We start from the raw sequence: 18,030 nt of genomic DNA, 5'->3' as shown, positions 1-18,030 counted from the left end.
CACTACGCGGTGAGGGCGACCCTGTCGTGCTCGGGCAGCCTGCGGGAGATCACCTGCGAGACACCGTCCCCGCCCATCGTGACGCCGTAGAGGATGTCTGCCGCCTCCATCGTGCGCTTCTGGTGGGTGATCACAATGAACTGCGCGCGATCCGAGTAGCGGCGCAGCAACTCGACGAAGCGCACCACGTTTGCATCGTCCAGCGCGGCCTCGACCTCATCGAGGAGGTAGAACGGGCACGGCTTGGCAAGGAAGAGCGCGAAGAGGAACGAGATCGCTCCGAGTGCCTTCTCGCCACCCGAGAGAAGGCTCAGGCGCGTGATGCGCTTGCCTGCCGGCCGAAGCTCTACCTCGACGCCGGCCTCGAGCGCGTCGGGTGCCTCGTCGCCATCCGTCTCGGGCATCACGAGCTGGAGGCGGCCTTCCCCACCGGGGAAGAGCGTGGCCGCGACCTCCTCGAAATTCCGCGCGACCGTCTCGAAGGTCTCGTCGAAGCGGCGCTGCACCGTCTCTGCGAGCTCGTCACGAAGCTTGGCTATCTCGGCGAGCGAAGCCTCGAGATCCTGTCTCTGAAGTGCCAGCTCGTCCAGCCGCTCCTTCTCTGCCTCGTACTCCTCCTTGGCGAGCGGGTTGACCTTTCCGAGCTCCTCACGCCGCGCGTCGAGTCGATCGGCGCGGGCTGCGAGCTCCGATCGGTCGTTGCCTTCGGCCGGCACGTCCGCGCCCGCGGCCTCGAACCGGCGAGCCGCTTCCGAGGCCTCTGCCTCGAGCCGCGCGAGGTCGACCTGGACGGTCGTTGCGCGCTCGTTCGCCTCCTCGGCCTGCCTGCGCGCCTCGACCTCGGCTGCACCGAGCCGTCGCAACTCCTCGCCGAGGAGCGCTGCACGCGCGGCTCCCGCATCGACGCGGGCCTTGACCGGAGCCTCGAGCCGTTCCGCCAGCCGTACCGCCTGATCGAGGCCGGCACCCAGCGCAGCGACCGATTCGCAGAGCCGCCCGAGCATGTCGGGATCGAGCGCCGACCTGCGCGGCCGCCGTTCGAGCAGGGCCGCATCGGCCGAACGGGCGCGGTCAGCGGCCTCTCGTGCGCGTTCCGCGGCCTGGTCGGCGAGCGCGAGAAGGGAAGACGCCTCGGCCTCGAGCGCCTCGCGTCCCATCGTGTCATCCGTGGGGCTCAGGTCGACGGTGCCGCCGAGCCTGACGACGACGACCTCGGCTGCCTGAGCGCGAGCGACCGCATCGGCCGCGTCGCGGGCAGCGTTCGCTTCGAGACCCGACAGCCGGCGCAGCTCGGTTCCGAGATCGCCGGCCTGCTGCGCGCCCAGCGTGAGGCGAGCAGCTATCGGCTCCCCGATCGCCGTCGCGACGCTCCGCGCCCGTCGAAGCGCGGTCTCGAGGCCGGTGACGACCTCGACGAGCGATCCCAGGAGCGCCGGATCGACGTTGCGCTCTCGGAGATGGGCGACGGCGGAAAATGCCTCCTCGGCAGCTGTCGCGGCCGTCGCGGCTCCGGCGGCCGTGTGTGCGGCGGTTGCTGCCCTCCCGGCGAGCTCCGTCGCCTCATCGGCAAGGGCGCGGCGGCGTGCGTCCATCTCCAGCAGCACTGACTCGGCGGTCTCGCCTGCGAACCAGAGCTCGCCCCGTTCGGGGTCGTACCCATGCCCCTCGATCGTGATCACGGTGCCGTGCGTCGTCTCGAGGAGAGCCTCGGAGTCGACGAGCCAGAACCCCTCGAGCAGGCGAAGCGCAGAAGCGTTGCCGGTTGCGAGCGAGCCAAGTGGCCTCGCACCGGGCACGGGAGGTGCGGTGATCGCTCGCGCATACCGATCGACGACCACGGTCAGGCTGCCGAGCCCCTTACTCCGCGTCTGCTCGAGGAGCGCCAGAGCGTGGAGCGGGTCGCGGGCGAGAACCGCAGATGCACGCCAGGTGAGCGCAGCCGCGACTGCACGCTCAGCCCCCGGCTCGACCGAGAGGGCCGACAGCGCAAGAGTCTCGCCGGCGGCTGCGAGTGCGCTCGCGGCGGGGGGAATTCCTTCGCGCTCCGCAAGCGCGCGCTCGAGCGCCTGGAGCCGCTCGTGGGCCGACCGGGAGCGTTCCGCGACGTCGTCGCGCTCGGTGGCTGCTGCGCGCGCCGCTGCCGCGAGCTCGTTGGCCCGTTGCTCTAGCTCGAATGGCGAGAGTCCCTCTCGCTTCGCGAGTACGCGCGCCTCTGCGAGGTCGGTCTCGAGCGTCTCGCGGAGCGCGGCTGCCGATTCGTGCCGGAGGCCGAGGCGCTCGCGTGCGGCGCCGAGGGAGACGAGGCGCCCGTTCGCGCCCTCTTGCCCGCCCGTCGCATCGGCGAGTGCTGCCTCGACGCGCCCCCGCTCGGAGCGCAGGCCCGCGACCGCCTCTTCCGCGGCCGCGGCGAGCCGCCGCTCGTAGGCCGCGATGCGCGAGTGCGCGAGGCGCGCGCGCTCGGAGGCCTGCCCGTGTGCTTCTGCCGCGTCGCGTGCGGTGCTCGCGGCCTCACGCGCGACGTCTTCGAGCGCGCGCACCGACTCGTCGCTTCGATCGGCAGCTGCCTGTTCTGCCTCTGCGAGGTCCGCCCGGAGGCGCTCTTCGAGGCCTGCTGCCGATTCGCGGCGAAGAGCGAGGCGCTCGCCCGCACCCTGGAGACGATACAGCGCCCCCAGCGCCGCCTCGCGGCCGCCGGCCGCATCGGACAGCTCATCCTCGGCCTGTCGCCGCTCCTCGAGCAACGCGGTGAGACGCTCCTGTGCGCCGCGGCGCGCGATCGCGACGGCATCGCGGCGCGCTTCGGCGTCGGAGCGCCGCTCGGCGACCGCTTGGAGGTCGAGCTGCGCGATCCGAGCTCGCAGCGCCGCGATCTCGACGACGAGCTTCTCCGCCCGTTCGGCCGCAGTCGCCTGGAGCGCAAGTGGGCGCAGACGCTTCTTGACCTCATCCTCGACGTCCCGCGCTCGCTCGATCTGGATACCTACCCGCGCGAGCTTGAGCTCGGCACGGTGCTTGCGTCGCTTGAACTTACCGAGCCCGGCGGCCTCCTCGACGAGGTGGCGCCTGTCCTCCGGCCTCGACGCGAGGACGGCATCGACCTTGCCCTGCGAGACGATCGAGTGCATCGAGCCACCGAGGCCGACGTCTGCGAGTAGCTCGACGAGATCGGTTCGTCGGACCGCAGCCCTGTTGACGAGGTACTGCCCCTCGCCGCCACGCACGAGCCGCCGGGTGATCGAGATCTGGTTGAAGTCGATCTCCTCACCGAAGCCGCCGTCCTCGTTGTCGAAGATGAGCTCGACCTCGCAGTGATCGGCGGCGGGCCGCGTCGCCGAGCCGCCGAACAGCACATCGTCTGGCTTCTCTGCTCGCATCTCGGAGGGGGTCAGTGATCCGGCTGCCCAGACGATCGCGTCGGCGACGTTGGACTTGCCCGATCCGTTCGGCCCGACGACGACGGCGACGCCCGGTTCGAGCTTCAGCTCGAGCGGGTCCACGAACGACTTGAAGCCGCGAATCTTGATCGATTGGAGGTGCACGAGAGAACAACGCTAACCGCCGCCACGGACGTCGGGGGTGGCCGCAGTGAAGAGAGGCCGACGCGTCACCCCGCCCTCGATACGTAGAGTCGGCTCATGATCTCGTCACCCTGGATCCTCCTTCTCGTCGGTGCGATCGGCGCGAGCGCGATGATGATCGGCGTCTGGCTCGTCTCGATCCGGATCTCGAACGCGAGCTACGTGGACGTCGCCTGGGCGTTCGGGATCGCCGGCACGGCCGTCGGCTACGCGTTTCTGGCGGACGGCTCCCCACTGCACCGCGTCGTCGTCGGCGGCCTCGGGGCGGTGTGGGGCGTACGCCTCGGCACCTACCTCCTTGGCCGGCTCGCAGGCAAGGAGGAGGACGGCCGCTACCAGGAGCTCCGGCGCCGCTGGGCACCGAACGTGAACAGGGCGTTCTTCGTCTTCTTTCAGGCGCAGGCCGGTTTCGTGCTCATCTTCTCGCTGCCGTTTGCTTTCGTCGCCGCCGACGGCGGCGAGCTGACGTGGCTCACCTGGATCGGCGTAGCCGTCGCGCTCGGCTCGATCGCCGGCGAGCTGACGGCCGACACGCAGCTCGCCGTCTGGAAGGGCAACCCGGCCAACAAGGGGAAGACCGCGCGGAACGGTCTCTGGGGCTGGTCTCGCCACCCGAACTACTTCTTCGAGTGGCTGCACTGGGTCGGCTGGGCGGTCATCGCCTTCTCATCGCCCTACGGGTGGATCGCCATCTTCGTTCCGGTGTTTCTCCTCACGCTTCTCTTCAAGGTGACGGGCATACCGGAGACGGAAGCGCAGTCGCTGCGCAGCCGGGGCGACGACTATCGCCGCTACCAGGAGGAGGTCTCCGTGTTTGTCCCCCTGCCGCCGAAGAAGAGGGCCGAGGCGTGATCGCGGATCAGGTCGTTGCGAAGGGGCTCCTGCCCGACCCGCTTCTGCGCACGGCGATAGCGCAGAGCTGCCGCCTCCGGTTGCGCCGTGAGCGGCTCAGGGGCCTCGATGCCTTCGAGCAGACGGTCGCCGGGATGTCGAGCGGCCCGATCGCGATCGAGACGGACGCAGCGAACGATCAGCACTACGAGTTGCCCGCGCAGTTCTTCGGACTCGTCCTCGGCCCGCGACGAAAGTACTCGGGCTGCTTCTGGCCGGAGGGGGTCGAGACCCTCGCTGACGCCGAGGAGACGATGCTCGCGCTCACGTGTGCGCGAGCCGGAATCGTCGACGGCATGGAGATTCTCGATCTCGGCTGCGGCTGGGGCTCACTTTCGGGGTGGATCGCCGAGCGGTATCCGAGCTGCCGCGTCCTCGCGGTGTCGAACTCGCAGCCACAGAAGGCGTACATCGACGGTCTCGGCCACGCGAACGTCGAGGTGGTGACGGTCGACATCAACGCCTTCGAGACCGAGCGACGCTTCGACCGTGTCGTCTCCGTCGAGATGTTCGAGCACATGCGCAACTGGCAGGCACTCCTCGCGAAGGTGCGTAGCGTGCTGCGCGAGGACGGGAAGCTGTTCGTCCACGTCTTCGCGCACGTGCGCTATGCCTACGCCTTCGAGCAGTCCTGGATGGGCCGGCGATTCTTCACGGGCGGGATCATGCCGTCAGACGACCTTCTGCTTCGATTCGCCGACGATCTCGTCGTGTCCGAGCACTGGCGGGTCAACGGCGTGCACTACGGGAGAACAGCCGAGGCATGGCTCCAGAACCTCGATGCAGCACGGCCCGAGGCGCTCGCGGTTCTCGGCTCCGAGCGCGCGCTGCACGAGTGGCGGGCGTTCTTCCTCGCCTGCGCCGAGCTCTTCGCGTTCTCGAGCGGGAACGAGTGGTTCGTGAGCCACTACCTGCTCGAGCCGCGGTAGTCACACGACTGTCGACACCACCAACCGACAGCAGCGCCCGGCCACGGCTCTACTCGACGCACCAGAACCAAAGGGCTCTCAGCGACCGTCACTGCGGTTCGCAGGCGAAGCCTGCAAAGAGCATCAGCCGCTGAGGGCCGCGGTACGCTCTTCCACCGCGGCCCTCAGCGGCCCAGCGACTCGAGCGCCTGCCGGGCGGCCTCTTGCTCGGCGGCCTTCTTCGTCGACGCGGTGCCGATCCCGACCTGTTCTCCGGCGATCACCGCAACACACACGAAGCGTCGATCGTGCGGCGGCCCCTCGACTCCCAGCACGCTGTACTGCACCTGGTTGCCCGAGCGGGCGAGTGCTTCCTGCAGCTCCGTCTTGTTGTCGACGTGGCCGGTGCGCGCAAACTCGATGCGGGAGTCGAACGCATCGACAACCGCGCGCTCAGCCTGCTCGAAGCCGTGCTCGAGGTAGACGGCCGCGATCGCAGCCTCGAGGAGTGCTGCGAGAACGTTGCGGCTTCTTGCGATGCGCTGGAGCTCGGCCTCCGGAACGTCCTGTGCCTGCTCGAGCAGGAACCGTCCGAGATCGAGCTCCTTCGCGACATCGGCGCAGCTGTGCCGGGAGACGACATGGGCTCTGATCTTCGCAAGGCGCCCTTCGGACGCATCGGGGAATCGGTCGTACAGGGCCTTTGCGATCGACAGTTCGAGCACCGAGTCGCCGAGGAACTCGAGGCGCTCGTACGAGGATGCCCGGTCGGGCGCCCAGGACGTATGCGTGAAAACGTGATCGCGTCGCTCGGGGGGAAGGGCTTCGATCAGGCGCGCAAGCACGCGCCCTTCCCCTTTGGTGGTCGATTCCGAACTCTCGCCCTCGCGGTTGGGGGCCTGAACACGTCGCAGCGTGCCCGTCTCGTCCGACAGCCAGGCCACCAGCCTGATTGCCGAACGAGCCGGCCACGCTGCTCGGTTCATGCCCTCCCCGACGACCACGCGAATCCGAAATCGACCACCACGCGGGTCGCTGCTACTGGTGCGCGACGACGTAGTCGACAGCCTGGCCGACGGTCGTGATCTTCTGCGCGTCCTCGTCGGAGATCTTGATCCCGAACTGATCCTCGAGCTCCATGATCAGCTCGACGAGATCGAGGGAGTCCGCGTCGAGGTCCTCCTGGAACGAGGCCTCCTCCGAAAGATCGCCTTCGTCTGCACCGAGTTGCTCGGTGAGGACGGCCTTGACGCGCTCGGATACTTCTTCACGGGACAGTGCCACTGTTCTTCAACCTCTCGTTGTGCCGGACGGGTTCGATGAGCGCGCCGACTCTACCACGCGCTCCGGAAGGGCCTCGCGCATACGTCCCACGACATCGTGATCGATCCCCCGTGCCGCCATCCTGACGGCGTTCTCGATCGCGAACCGGGAGCTCGATCCGTGGGCGATCACAACGAGCCCGCGAAGCCCGAGCAGGTAGCCGCCACCGGTCGTCTCCGGGTCGAGGCGCGTCCGGAGGCGAGCCGCCGCCGGCCGGATCAGGAACCCGCCGACCTTCCCTCGAGTCGTTTCCACGATCTCGGCGCGAAGCGCGATGAGCAGGCTGCGAACGGTACCCTCGAGCGTCTTCAGCGCGACATTGCCGGTGAATCCGTCGCAGACGATCACGTCCGTTTCGCCTTCGAGAAGCGCGCGCCCCTCCGTGTTGCCGGCAAAGCGGAGCGAGCTCGCCGCGAGGAGCGCGTGGGCCTCGAGCGTCAGCTGATTTCCCTTCTCCGGCTCCTCGCCAATGGAGAGGAGCGAGACCCTGGGGCGTGCGATCCCGAGTACTTCCTGGGCGAAGATCGAGCCCATGTGGCCGAACTGGAGGAGGTGCTCCGGCTTCGCATCGGCCGTCGCGCCCGCGTCGATCAGGACGCAGGGGCCGTGAGCCGTAGGAATCACGACGGCGATTCCCGGACGGAACACGCCCGGCAGCCGCCTCACGTGCAACAGGCTGGCCGCGAGCACGGCGCCCGTGTTCCCGGCAGACACGACGGCGTCGGCGTGGCCATCGCCAACGGCACGAACCGCCCGCACGAGCGAGGAGCCCTGCTTGTTGCGTACGGCATCTGCGGGCTTGTCGTCCATCTCGACCATTCCGTCCGTCACGACGTGCTCGAGGCCGTGCGTGTCGAGATCGGCAGGGCCGTAGATGATCGGCCGAACCTCGGCAGCCACGGCAGCAAGAGCCCCGGCCACGATCTCTGCCGGTTCACGATCACCCCCGAGGGCGTCCACCGCAATGCGGACGCGCATGACTTACGGTGCGGGCGTTCCGAGCGGCTGCACGTTGCGCCCCCGGTACGTCTTACACGTCGGGCAGGCGTGGTGTGAACGCGTAGGCGACCCGCAGTTGGAGCAGACGTTCACGCTCGGCGCGGAGATGCCATGCTGCGCGCGACGCTTGTCGCGACGGGCCTTCGATGTCTTTCGCTTGGGGACTGCCATCAGCGGCTGGAAGTGTACCGGAACCGCAAGCAGCCTCAGGTGGGTTCCGGTAGAGAGGGCGACAAAGGGAGCGACAACTCCCGCGTCGGAGCGATCGCGTCCAGGAAGCTGCGATCGTGGCTGACGACGACGAGCGTTCCGTCGTATCCGCGGAGCGCCTGTTCGAGCTGCTCGACCGCCTCGAGGTCGAGATGGTTCGTGGGCTCGTCGAGCAGGAGCAGGTTGACCCGACGTGCCTGGAGCTCCGCCAGCCGCGTCCGCGTCCGCTCCCCCGGCGACAGGGTCGTCCACCTCCGGCCGATATGGTCGGCACCAAGTCCGAACTTCGCGAGCAACGTCCTCGCGTCGACCGCGACGAGACCGGTCGAAGCGCAGAACGCGTCGAGCAGCGAGGCGTCGTCGCGTGGCTCGTCACCATCCTGCACGAGCGACCCGAGCACGACGCTCCGCCCGATCTCCCTCGTCCCACGGGTCGGCTCCCGGTCGCCGCGGAGAATGGCCATGAGCGTCGACTTGCCACTGCCGTTCCGCCCGGTCACAGCCAGTCGCTCTCCGTGAACGAGATCGAGGTCGAGGGGGCCGAGTGTGAAGCTCCCTCGCGACGCGACGACCCCAGCGAGGCGTGCCACGGTCCCGGCCGTTCTCGTGCCGGAAACGAGAGCGAGCTGGAGCTGCCACGGTTCGAAGGGCTTCTCGGGCGCCACGTTGCGCTCGAGGAGCCTCTCGGCTTGCCGCACCTTCGTCATCAGTGCATGTGTGCCGCGCCTGTCCGCCTTAGCCCCTCCCGCACGTGCCTCGTTACGACGTTCGGCAAGAAGGGCTGCGAGATGCCGGCGCCGTCCCTGGGCCTCGGAGAACTGCTTGTATGCTCCCTCACGCGCGACGTCGCGGGCAGCCGCGAACTCACCCCAGCCGCCGGCCCATTCACGCACGCGGCCGCGGCCCGGCTCGATCTCGGCTATCCGGCGCACCGTTCGGTCGAGGAAGGCACGGTCGTGCGATACGACGACGAGCGCCGACTCGGACATCGCGACGAATCGCTCGAGCCGCTCGAGGCCGTCGAAGTCGAGATCATTCGTCGGCTCGTCCAGGAGCAGCACGTCGAACCGTGAAAGCAGGACGCCCGCCAGGGCGAGCCGGGCAGCCTCACCACCCGAGAGCCGCTCCACGGGGCGATCGAGCGCCACCGCAAGCCCGAGCTCGGCCAGCACCGTTGCCGACCGGACGTCCAGATCACCCCCGCCGAGCGAGAGAAAGCGGTCGAGCGCAACCGTGTAGCGATCAGCCGCAGCGACACCCTGCGCCAGCTCCTCCGCGGCGTCCGAGAGCGAGCGTTCGGCAGCAGCTACACCCGTCCGGCGCGCGAGGAAGGCACGCACCGACTCACCGGCCGGGAAGCCTTGCTCCTGCGGGAGATACCCGACCGTGAGTGTTGGCGGATCACGTACGACGGTGCCGTCATCCGGCTCCTCGAGGCCCGCGAGGATCCGGAGGATGGTCGACTTCCCGGAGCCGTTTCGGCCGACGACGCCGAGCCTCGTCCCCGGGCCGATCTGAAGCGAGATTGCATCGAGCACGACGCGGGAGCCGTGATGACGGACGACATCGACAAGCTGAAGACGCATGAAAACCTCCGAACGAGACGGCCACAAACCCGGCGCGAACGTGCGACGCGGGGCGGCGGGAAGACGTGAATGAGGTCTCAGTCAGTCATCGGAGGGCGCAGGAGCGCCGCGACGACGGTATCACGCGTCGGTCTTAGATCGCAAGAAGGTCGCCGAGCGCGCGCGGCCGGATGTCCAGGCCGCGCAGTTCCTCGAGTGCGATCCAGACCGGCTCGTGGGTGCCGCTCTTCTCGCGCTCGCGGTCGGTCAGAAGCGCATGGTCGGGCCAGCTCCCCGTACCGAAGCTACCGCCGACGATCCACGCGTCGTAGTAGAAGAAGATCGTTCCTCCGAACGACTCCTCGTGGACGAGTGGCCCGAGCTCGACCTCTACCCCGAGCTCCTCGAAGGCCTCGCGGCGGGCAGCGTCCTGCGGGGTCTCACCCTCCTCCACCCCACCTCCGGGGAAGAGGTAGTACGTCCGCCCGTCGCGCACGCGCTTGATCAGAGCGAGGCGGCCATGGTCAACGAGCACGATTCTGGCGCGAGGCGTGAGCTCCGTCATTCGTCGCGCAGTGCTTCGAGCGCCGCCCACCGGGGATCCGACACGGTCTCCTCATGCGTGTGCGGTTCGACGTTCAGATCCTTGCCGCACACCATGCAGAGCCCCGCGCAGCCGGGCCGGCAGAGAATCTGGGCCGGCAGGGCCGTCGCGATCGAATCGCGAGCCCACTGCGACAGCTGCAGCTCACCTTCGATGACGTACTCGGACAGCATGTCCTTCGGCGCTCCCTCGGCCGTCTCGTGGTACTCGCGGGCGTCGATCCTGACATCGGCGACAGCGTCCTGCAGGCAGCGCATGCACGGGCCGTGAAGCCGCGACTCGAACGCGAGCCTGAACACGTCACCGCTCACCGCGCGCTGCACCTCGAACGTCGCTTCGGCCTGCGCCGGAACGGGCAGGTAGCGCTCGCCGCCGAGCTCGAATGGCTCGAGCGCCACGGCGACGGCCTCGCGATGCTCGTCGCCGAGCCGCAGTCGCAGGCGACGGAGAGGGTACGTGGTCATCGGTTCAGCCTAGCCTGCGCCATCTCAGGCGACGCCCTGCGGTCTAGACGTAGGAGTCGGCGTCCGCGTCGGGGCTGATCGGGTCGATAGGCCCGATCCCGGACATGACCGACTCCTGTGAGCGCTCGTGCAACCGCTCCCGGCCGCGACGGACCGCGACGAGAAACTTGTCGAGGTTGACCTCGAGCGTCGAGAGAATCCCGTCCGCCCAGTCTTCCATCTCGAGTCGCGTCTCGCGCGCCTGCCGACGGGCGTCGTCGACGATGTCCTGCGCCTGACGCTCGGCGATCTTGACGATCTCCGTCTGCGACGCTTCGCGTACGGCCTGCTCGCGCGCCTCACCGATCAGGCGGTCGCATTCGCGCTTCGCCTCGGCGAGCATCTCCTGCCGCTCCTTGACGATCCAGCGGGCCTGCTTGATCTCCTCGGGGATCGTGGCGCGCATCTGGTCGAGGATGTCGTAGATCTCCTCACGGTCGATCCGCACCTGGTCGGTCAGCGGCACGGCCTTCGAGTTGTGTACGAGATCGTCGAGCTTGTCGATGAGTACGAGTACGTCCATGGCGGGATCTTACTCCTGTGGACTCAGAGGGGCGCCGGGTCGACCGTTCGGGAACATCTCCCTGAAGCGGCGCGCCACGGGCTCGGGCACGAGTTCGTCAACCTTTCCGCCGAACGACGCGATCTCCTTCACGCCGCTCGACGAGATGAAGCTGTATTGCGGGCTCGCCATCACGTACATCGTCTCGATCTCGGGGGCGAGGAGCCGGTTGAGGTGGTTCATCTGCGCTTCCCACTCGAAGTCGGCGATCACGCGAAGGCCCTTGACCATCGTCTTCGCGTCGTGCTTACGCGCGAAGTCGACGACGAGCTCGTGAAAGACGTCGACGGTCACGTTCGCGAGGGGCTCGAGAGCCTCCTCCAGGAACGCGACGCGCTCGTCCAGCGAGAACATCGTCGCCTTGTGGTGCGGATCGCGGACGACACCGACGACGATCTGGTCAAAAATCGAGGCGGCACGACGGATCACGTCGATATGGCCGTTTGTGACCGGATCGTAGGTGCCTGGATAGATCGCGGTGATCATCGCGTGAACAGGGTAATGCGCGCGGAGCCATAGCGTCGGCTGGTGACGAGCTCGAGAGGCAGCTCGGGCTCCACCCTCGAGGACGTCTCGACGACCAGCATGCCGTCCGGAGCGAGCACCGCCGGGAGCGCCTCGGCGAGGCGCGGCCCGAAATCGGGCCAGGAGCCGTAGGGTGGATCGACGAGAACGAGGTCGTACGTGCGGCCGCGTTCCTCCCGCAGGGCCTGGAACGCGTCCTTCTGCAGCACGAGCGCCCCGGTGAACCGGAGCTTCTCGAGATTGTCTTCGATCACTCGGCACGCAGCGCGATCAGACTCGACGAAGACGCAGCGTCGCGCGCCGCGAGAGAGCGCCTCGAGGCCCATCGCGCCCGAGCCTGCGAAGAGGTCGAGCACGGCAGCGTCGTCGACCGGGCCGATCAGGTTGAAGGCTGCTTCGCGGACGCGATCGCTCGTGGGGCGGGTCGTGTCGCCCCTCGGTGCGGCGATCTTCGAGCCGCGGCGGTCGCCGGCGATGATCCTCATCGCGGCAGCGTACGCAGCGCGGGCTGCCTGACGTTTCGGTACCGAGACGACGGTCGGTGGAAGGCCCTTCGAGGAGCTCAGTTTCGAGACGACAACGTCGCCCACCTCGGAGTCGCGACGATCCGGTGTGAACGCGCGTTACGCAAGCGACCTCCTCCCGTGCGGTGCAACCGATAGCTCAGGAGTCGCCGATGTGCTCTGAACCGCCGAGGATCCGCTCCACCGCGACCGCGAGCTCGCCCTCGTCGGCGAGCGATCGCGCCACGTCTCTTGCCCGCTCGAGCAGGGCCGTGTCCTGGCGCAGCCGGGTGAAGTGGAGGTCGGAGAGGCCCGATTGGCGGGCGCCCAGCAACTGGCCCTCGCCGCGGATCTCGAGGTCGCGCTCGGCCAGTTCGAAGCCGTCGCTCGTCTGAACCATCGCCTCGAGACGATCATGCGCGACGTCCGTGAGCTCCTCCTTCGGGCCCGAGACGAGTAGACAGTACGACTGCTGCGCCCCGCGCCCGACGCGGCCGCGTAACTGATGGAGCTGCGCGAGGCCGAAGCGGTCTGCCTCCTGCACGATCATGATCGTCGCGTTCGGGACGTCGACACCGACCTCGATCACCGTCGTCGCGACCAGCACGTCGATCTCGCCCGCCTTGAAATCCGCCATGATCGATCGCCTCTCCGGCGGCTTCAGTCGGCCGTGGAGGCAGCCGACGCGGAAGTCCTTCAGCTCAGCGCGGCGCAGCCGCTCGGCCTCGTCTTCTGCAGCCCGGGCCACGGTCAGCTCCGATGCCTCGATCAGCGCGCAGACGACGTATGCCTGGCGGCCGTCCCGGAGGTGCCGCGTCAGCCTCTCGTAGGCCTCCGAGCTGCGGTCGTCCGTGACCCACGCGGTCACGATCGCTTTCCGGTTCGCGGGCGGCGCCGTGATCTCGGAGACCGAGAGGTCGCCGTAGACCGTGAGAGCGAGCGTGCGGGGGATCGGCGTCGCTGTCATGTGGAGCACATGCGGGCTGCGCCCCTCGGCGAGTGCGGAGCGCTGCTCGACGCCGAAGCGGTGCTGCTCGTCGACGACGGCGACGGCGAGGTCGCGGAAGCCGACCTCCTTCTGGATCAACGCGTGCGTACCGACCGCGATCTGAACGTCACCCGAGGCGATCAGCTGGCGGACGTTCGCATGCTCCTTCGCCGTGAGCGCGCTCGTCAGCAACGCGACCCGCACACCGAGCTCGGCGCAGATCCCCTCGATGGTGAGGAAGTGCTGCTCGGCGAGCACCTCCGTCGGCGCCATCATCGCGCCCTGTCGATCGGCCTCGACGGCCCGGAGCAAGGCGTAGAGCGCGACAACGGTCTTGCCCGAGCCGACGTCGCCCTGCAGCAACCGTTGCATCGGCGTCGTCCTCGCGAGATCCCGGTCGATCTCGGCGATCGCGCGATCCTGCGCCTCGGTGAGCCTGAACGGGAGCACCTCTCGGTAGCGCGTGAGAAGCGCGCCCGCGTCGGGCAGCGACTCCGCGACGAGCCTCCCTCGCTCGGCCGCACGGCGGGCGAGAGCAAGCTGGAGGACGAGGAGCTCGTCGAACGCGAGACGCCGCCGGCCCCGTTCGGCCTCGTCCGGTGAGCGCGGCCGGTGAAGGGCAACGAGCGCATCGGCGCGAAGCGGCAGCCGCTCGGAGGTGGCGAGGCTAGCCGGCAATGCGTCACCCTCCGCACGCACCTGCTCGAGGGCCGCACCGACGAGAGCGCGCAGCTGCTTCTGCGCGAGCGCCTCGCTCGCCGGATACACGGGCGCGTAGTCCGCTGTCTCCGTCGTTTCGCCCAGGTCGTAGGTCTCCACCTGAAACCCGTAGCGATTCGGCTTCCCCCGCAGACGTACCTTCGTCCCGGGAACGAGCTGGGCCTCGAGCCACGGCTGGTTGAACCACGTCGCCTTGATCTCGCCCGTACCATCGCTGACCCGCGCCGTCAGGATCTTCAAGCGCCCGCGGCTCCGGCGGGAGGTCGTGTCGAGGACGACGCCCTCGATCACTGCCTCGACCTCACCGAAGAGATCGCGGATGGCCTTCTCCTCGATCGGGCGCTCGTATCGCCGAGGCCGGTGCCAGAGCAGATCGCGAACCGTGCGGAGGCCGAGCTTCGCGAGCCTCCCGCGCACCGCAGGACCGACCCTGGGCAGCGTCTCGACGCCTGCCTCGAGAGCCTCGGGACGTGGCGCGCTGCGCGGGCGAGGCCAGGTCGCCGGCGGCTCCAAGCCGGCGAAGCCGACGGGCAGTCGGAGCTCAGTGAGTGCGCGTGCCACCGGGACCGAGTATAGGACCGGGACCGGCGCGGGTGGAGCGGTGACGCGTCTACTCGTCGTCCTGGAACCAGAAGAACCCGACGGCTCCGGGGCCGGCGTGGGTGCCGACGACCGCCCCGAGGTTCTCGACGAGCTCGATCTCGGCCTGCGGCCGGGCGGCGAGCGCGAGGGCCGAGATGTCGTCGACCCAGCCCGGGGCGTCGGCGTGAGCGATTCCGACTCGCAGCCCGGGACGATCCTCGGTCGCGTCCTCGAAGAGGCGGCGGAATTCGGCGAGCGCCTTCTGGCGACCACGAACCTTGCCGACCGGGACGACGACGCCGTCCTCGCACGACAGGATGGGCTTGATGTGGAGCAGGGAGCCCGCGAGTGCCTGCGCCTTGCCGATCCGCCCGCCCTTCTGGAGGTACTCGAGCGTCGCAACCGTGAAGACGACGGTGTTGTCCCGCTTGAAGCGGTCGATCAGCTCCTCGAGCTCGCCGTCGGTCGTGCCGCGTGCCAGGCGCCGCTCGATCGCGAGCGCGAGCATGGCGACCGCGAGCGACGCCGTCTCCGAGTCGATCAACCGGATCCTGTCGGCGCCGAAGATGCCGGCCGCCTGCACCGCGGACTGGTACGTGCCCGAGAGCCTCTGGGAGAGGTGAAGCGAGTAAATCCGTTCGTACCCCGCGAGATCCTCGTAGGCCCGCAGGAACTCGCCCGGCGTCGGCTGCGACGTCGTGGGTGGCTTCGGTGCGGACTTCAGGCGCTCATAGAAGTCGTGCGACGAGATCCCGATATGGTCGAGATAGTCCTCGGTGCCGAAGAGAACGTGCAGCGGAACGACCCTGATGTTGTCGAATCGCTCCCGCGCCTTCTCCTCCGGAAGATCGGAGGTCGAGTCGAGGACGATGGCGGTGTTTACGGCCGTCAGATTCACGGTTCTTGCCCCTCTCGGTGGCTGGCAGACGTGATCGCAGAAACAAGATCATCGATCGGGCTTCCCTTCTCGACGAGTGTGGCGGCCCCAGCGGCGAGCACGGCAGCCCGATCCGCTTCGGTTGCCTCGGCGGTAAGACAGATGACGGCGGCACGCGGCGAGGCAGCGAGGACCGCGGTCGTGGCGTGCGCCCCATCGAGGCCCGGCAACCGGAAGTCCATCAGGACGACGTCGGGATCGAGTGCTTGCGCAGCGGCCGCGGCTTCGTCGCCCGCCGCGATCGAACCGATGATCTCCAGCCCGTCGCGACCGTTGAGCAGCAACTCGAGCGTCGAGCGATACACCTCGTTGTCCTCGACGAGCAACACGCGCACGACAGTGCTCACTCGGCCGACAGCAACAACGGGTAGTGGGGTTGACCGCCCACGTGAATCTCGATGTCGAGATGGGGATGGCGCTGCTCGAGCTCACCGAGAAGCGAGTCGAGATCCGGCTCGTCCTCGCCGGTCAGAAGCGTCAGGATCTCCCTCCCGCCCGCGACGAGACGATCGATGACGGCGACTGCGACAACATCGAAGCTCGGGCCGCTCGCGACCGCGGCGCCGCCGGCGAGACCGAGCCAGGCACCCTTGCGCACCTCGATACCGTCGAGGCTGACGTCGCGAGACGCAATCGTCACCTCCCCCGTCGCGACCCCGGCCTCGGCGCGGAGCATGTCCGCTTCGTTCTCGGCCGCCGCGCGCGCAGGGTCATACGCGACCATCGCGGCGAGCCCGGCCTGGACGGACTGGGTCGGCACGACACGCATCGGCTTGTTGACGAGGCCGATCGCCTGCTCGGCGCTGAGGATCACGTTCCTGTTGTTCGGCAGCACGATCACCTCGGTCGCCGGGGTTGCGTCGACCGCGGCGACGATCTCCTCCGTGGACGGGTTCATCGTCTGGCCGCCCTCGATCACGCGGGTCGCGCTCATGCTCTCGAACAGGCGCCGGTTCCCGCCCCCCGGGGCGACGACGACGACGCCCGTCTCGAGCGTCGGTATTCCTGCAAGCGAGCTCTCCGTGAGCCGCTCCTCGCGCTCGAGCGTCTGCCGGTGCATGTCGGCGATCTCGACACCCTCGATGGTGCCGCGCGCCGTCCCGAGCGAAAGCGCGGCGCCGGGATCGTCCGTGTGGACGTGGATCTTGAGTGCCGTGGGGTCTCCCACTACGAGCAGCGAGTCGCCGAGTCCGTCGAGCTCGCGCTCGAGCTCGTCGGAGTCGAGCCCACTCCCCTCGACGACGAACACCGTGCAGTAGCGAAACTCGGAGAACTCGTGGTGCATCGCCTCGACCGAGATCCCCGTCGACGCAGCCGGCGCGTCGGGCAGGGTTTCGCCTGCGACGGCCGCGCGCAGCCCGCGGATGATCTCGAGCAGACCCGCCCCGCCCGCATCGACGACACCAGCCTGCTTCAGGACGGCAAGCAGTTCTGGCGTGCGGGCGAGGGACTCCTCGCCACGGGCGATGATGAGCGCAAGGAGGTCGAGCCGGTCGAGCTCGCGGGCCTCTGGCGACTCGGCCGCCTCGGCCATTTCGCGGATCACGGTGAGCATCGTGCCCTCAACGGGCCGCCGGACGGCGCGATAGGCAGCGTTGCTCGCAGAGCGAAACGCGCGAGCGATCATCGGCTCGTCGATCGGGTCGCGTTCGCCGAGAACGTCGGCGAAGCCACGCACGATCTGGCTGAAGATGACACCGGAGTTGCCACGCGCACCCATCAGTGCTGCACGCGAGAGCTCACGCGCAACTGCCTCGTGCCCGGTCGCGGACGACTTCTCGAGGCTCTCGACGATGGCGCGCACCGTCAGCGTCAGGTTCGTCCCGGTGTCACCGTCCGGAACCGGATAGACGTTCAGATCGTCGATGCGTTGCCTGTTCGCCTCCAGGTTCGTGAGGGCGGCGCGCGCGATCTCGCGTGCTCGCTCGAGATTCACGACGACCGCCTGACGTCGGCGATACGCACTTCGACGAGCGACACGGGGAGTCCTGTCTGCCGCTCGACCTCGTAGGCGACGCGGGTGCGAACGGTTGCCGCGACCTCGGCGAGGTTGAGCCCGTACTCGACGACCACGTGAAGATCGATCTCGAGGCCGCCGTCCCGGGACTTCACGTCGATCCCGTCCGTGACGCGGTCACGGCCCGGCAAGCGCGGGAAGCGCCGTCCTGCCATCCCCACGATGCCGTAGCTCTCGGCCGTGACGTGGCCGACGACCTGGGCGATAGCGTCTGTCGAGACGGAGATGCGCCCCAGATCGGTGGTTCGCACGAGATGGATGCCCTTTTCCACGCCGCGAGGTTAGACGACGTCGGGCGCCGGAGGGTTACGTTGGGGTCGCCCCGCTAGATGGCCTTCGTGACCTTGCCGCCCTTGAGGCACCGGGTGCACACGTAGGCCCGCGTGGCCTTGCCGTTCAGCATCATCCGCACCTTCTGGAGGTTCGGGTTGAATCGGCGCTTGGTCGCGACCATGGAATGGCTCCGGTTGTTACCAAAGCCGGGCTTCTTGCCGCAGAGTGAGCAGATCTTGGACACGCGAACGAGGATGGTAGCGGAACTCGCCTAGGCGAGTTCCGCCGTAGGGGCTATGCGAAACGGCGCCTCGGCGCCGTGCAGCGTCGCCCGCGTCCACC

At 68.5% G+C, this 18,030-nt stretch carries 19 protein-coding genes; 2 read left to right on the top strand and 17 right to left on the bottom strand.

Translation table 11 applies throughout. The annotated features are described in order from the left end of the window. Nucleotides 1–2: 2 nt before the first annotated feature. Nucleotides 3–3,539, bottom strand: coding sequence for a chromosome segregation protein SMC (gene smc / locus ABIR74_RS03935; protein WP_348175314.1), 3,537 nt, complete (start codon nt 3,537–3,539; stop codon nt 3–5). A gap of 96 nt (nt 3,540–3,635) precedes the next feature. Here smc and ABIR74_RS03930 point away from each other — a divergent pair, with 96 nt between their 5' ends. Together ABIR74_RS03930 and ABIR74_RS03925 are read left to right on the top strand one after the other, a co-directional pair. Next, a complete protein-coding gene (locus tag ABIR74_RS03930) occupies nt 3,636–4,430 on the top strand; it encodes a DUF1295 domain-containing protein (RefSeq protein WP_348175313.1) in 795 nt (264 codons plus the stop codon). Further along, on the top strand, nt 4,427–5,398 hold the full coding sequence (locus ABIR74_RS03925; protein ID WP_348175312.1) for a cyclopropane-fatty-acyl-phospholipid synthase family protein: 972 nt from the start codon (nt 4,427–4,429) through the stop codon (nt 5,396–5,398). Before ABIR74_RS03930 ends, ABIR74_RS03925 begins: the two co-directional genes overlap by 4 nt. A gap of 164 nt (nt 5,399–5,562) precedes the next feature. Here the strand turns inward: ABIR74_RS03925 and rnc are convergent, their stop codons facing one another. The 16 genes from rnc to rpmB all read right to left on the bottom strand — a co-directional run bounded on the left by rnc (nt 5,563) and on the right by rpmB (nt 17,932). After that, a complete protein-coding gene (gene rnc / locus ABIR74_RS03920; RefSeq protein WP_348175311.1) occupies nt 5,563–6,222 on the bottom strand; it encodes a ribonuclease III in 660 nt (219 codons plus the stop codon). 193 nt (nt 6,223–6,415) lie between these two features. After that, a complete protein-coding gene (gene acpP / locus ABIR74_RS03915; protein WP_348175334.1) occupies nt 6,416–6,655 on the bottom strand; it encodes an acyl carrier protein in 240 nt (79 codons plus the stop codon). A gap of 12 nt (nt 6,656–6,667) precedes the next feature. Next, entirely contained in the window at nt 6,668–7,678 is a 1,011-nt protein-coding gene (gene plsX, locus ABIR74_RS03910) for a phosphate acyltransferase PlsX (RefSeq protein WP_348175310.1), read from the bottom strand. Between the two features lie 3 nt (nt 7,679–7,681). Continuing rightward, nucleotides 7,682–7,870: a 50S ribosomal protein L32 gene (gene rpmF, locus ABIR74_RS03905; protein WP_348175309.1), complete on the bottom strand. Its 189-nt coding sequence runs from the start codon at nt 7,868–7,870 to the stop codon at nt 7,682–7,684. A gap of 35 nt (nt 7,871–7,905) precedes the next feature. Beyond that, nucleotides 7,906–9,495 carry an ABC-F family ATP-binding cassette domain-containing protein gene (locus ABIR74_RS03900; protein ID WP_348175308.1) on the bottom strand — a complete coding sequence of 530 codons (1,590 nt, stop codon included), beginning with the start codon at nt 9,493–9,495 and terminating at the stop codon, nt 7,906–7,908. Between the two features lie 133 nt (nt 9,496–9,628). Further along, the gene (locus ABIR74_RS03895; protein WP_348175307.1) at nt 9,629–10,039 is read right to left on the bottom strand and encodes an NUDIX domain-containing protein; all 411 of its coding nucleotides are present in this window, start codon (nt 10,037–10,039) and stop codon (nt 9,629–9,631) included. Further along, entirely contained in the window at nt 10,036–10,542 is a 507-nt protein-coding gene (locus ABIR74_RS03890; protein WP_348175306.1) for a DUF177 domain-containing protein, read from the bottom strand. Before ABIR74_RS03890 ends, ABIR74_RS03895 begins: the two co-directional genes overlap by 4 nt. 43 nt (nt 10,543–10,585) lie before the next feature. Further along, on the bottom strand, nt 10,586–11,104 hold the full coding sequence (locus ABIR74_RS03885; RefSeq protein ID WP_348175305.1) for an ATPase: 519 nt from the start codon (nt 11,102–11,104) through the stop codon (nt 10,586–10,588). Nucleotides 11,105–11,113: 9 nt separating this feature from the next. Then, nucleotides 11,114–11,629: a pantetheine-phosphate adenylyltransferase gene (gene coaD, locus ABIR74_RS03880; RefSeq protein WP_348175304.1), complete on the bottom strand. Its 516-nt coding sequence runs from the start codon at nt 11,627–11,629 to the stop codon at nt 11,114–11,116. Continuing rightward, nucleotides 11,626–12,153 (bottom strand): 16S rRNA (guanine(966)-N(2))-methyltransferase RsmD, encoded by a 528-nt coding sequence (gene rsmD / locus ABIR74_RS03875; protein ID WP_348175303.1) that lies wholly within the window; start codon nt 12,151–12,153, stop codon nt 11,626–11,628. The genes coaD and rsmD overlap by 4 nt, the downstream gene beginning before the upstream one ends. Before the next feature lie 178 nt (nt 12,154–12,331). Next, nucleotides 12,332–14,440 carry an ATP-dependent DNA helicase RecG gene (gene recG, locus ABIR74_RS03870; RefSeq protein ID WP_348175302.1) on the bottom strand — a complete coding sequence of 703 codons (2,109 nt, stop codon included), beginning with the start codon at nt 14,438–14,440 and terminating at the stop codon, nt 12,332–12,334. Between the two features lie 49 nt (nt 14,441–14,489). After that, nucleotides 14,490–15,359, bottom strand: coding sequence for a DegV family protein (locus ABIR74_RS03865; RefSeq protein WP_348175301.1), 870 nt, complete (start codon nt 15,357–15,359; stop codon nt 14,490–14,492). After that, on the bottom strand, nt 15,356–15,745 hold the full coding sequence (locus ABIR74_RS03860) for a response regulator (RefSeq protein ID WP_348175300.1): 390 nt from the start codon (nt 15,743–15,745) through the stop codon (nt 15,356–15,358). The genes ABIR74_RS03865 and ABIR74_RS03860 overlap by 4 nt, the downstream gene beginning before the upstream one ends. Next, nucleotides 15,742–17,334: a DAK2 domain-containing protein gene (locus ABIR74_RS03855; protein ID WP_348175299.1), complete on the bottom strand. Its 1,593-nt coding sequence runs from the start codon at nt 17,332–17,334 to the stop codon at nt 15,742–15,744. Before ABIR74_RS03855 ends, ABIR74_RS03860 begins: the two co-directional genes overlap by 4 nt. Then, entirely contained in the window at nt 17,331–17,687 is a 357-nt protein-coding gene (locus ABIR74_RS03850) for an Asp23/Gls24 family envelope stress response protein (RefSeq protein ID WP_348175298.1), read from the bottom strand. The genes ABIR74_RS03855 and ABIR74_RS03850 overlap by 4 nt, the downstream gene beginning before the upstream one ends. A gap of 53 nt (nt 17,688–17,740) precedes the next feature. Next, complete coding sequence (rpmB, locus tag ABIR74_RS03845; RefSeq protein ID WP_348175297.1) at nt 17,741–17,932, bottom strand: 50S ribosomal protein L28; 192 nt, start codon at nt 17,930–17,932, stop codon at nt 17,741–17,743. Nucleotides 17,933–18,030 lie beyond the last annotated feature (98 nt).

Origin of the sequence: Gaiella sp. (assembly GCF_039915195.1) — a bacterium.
In the GTDB taxonomy this organism is placed as follows: Bacteria; Actinomycetota; Thermoleophilia; order Gaiellales; family Gaiellaceae; genus Gaiella.
The sequence above is the reverse complement of the archived record's forward strand: the minus strand, read 5'-3'. Positions and strand labels throughout refer to the sequence as shown.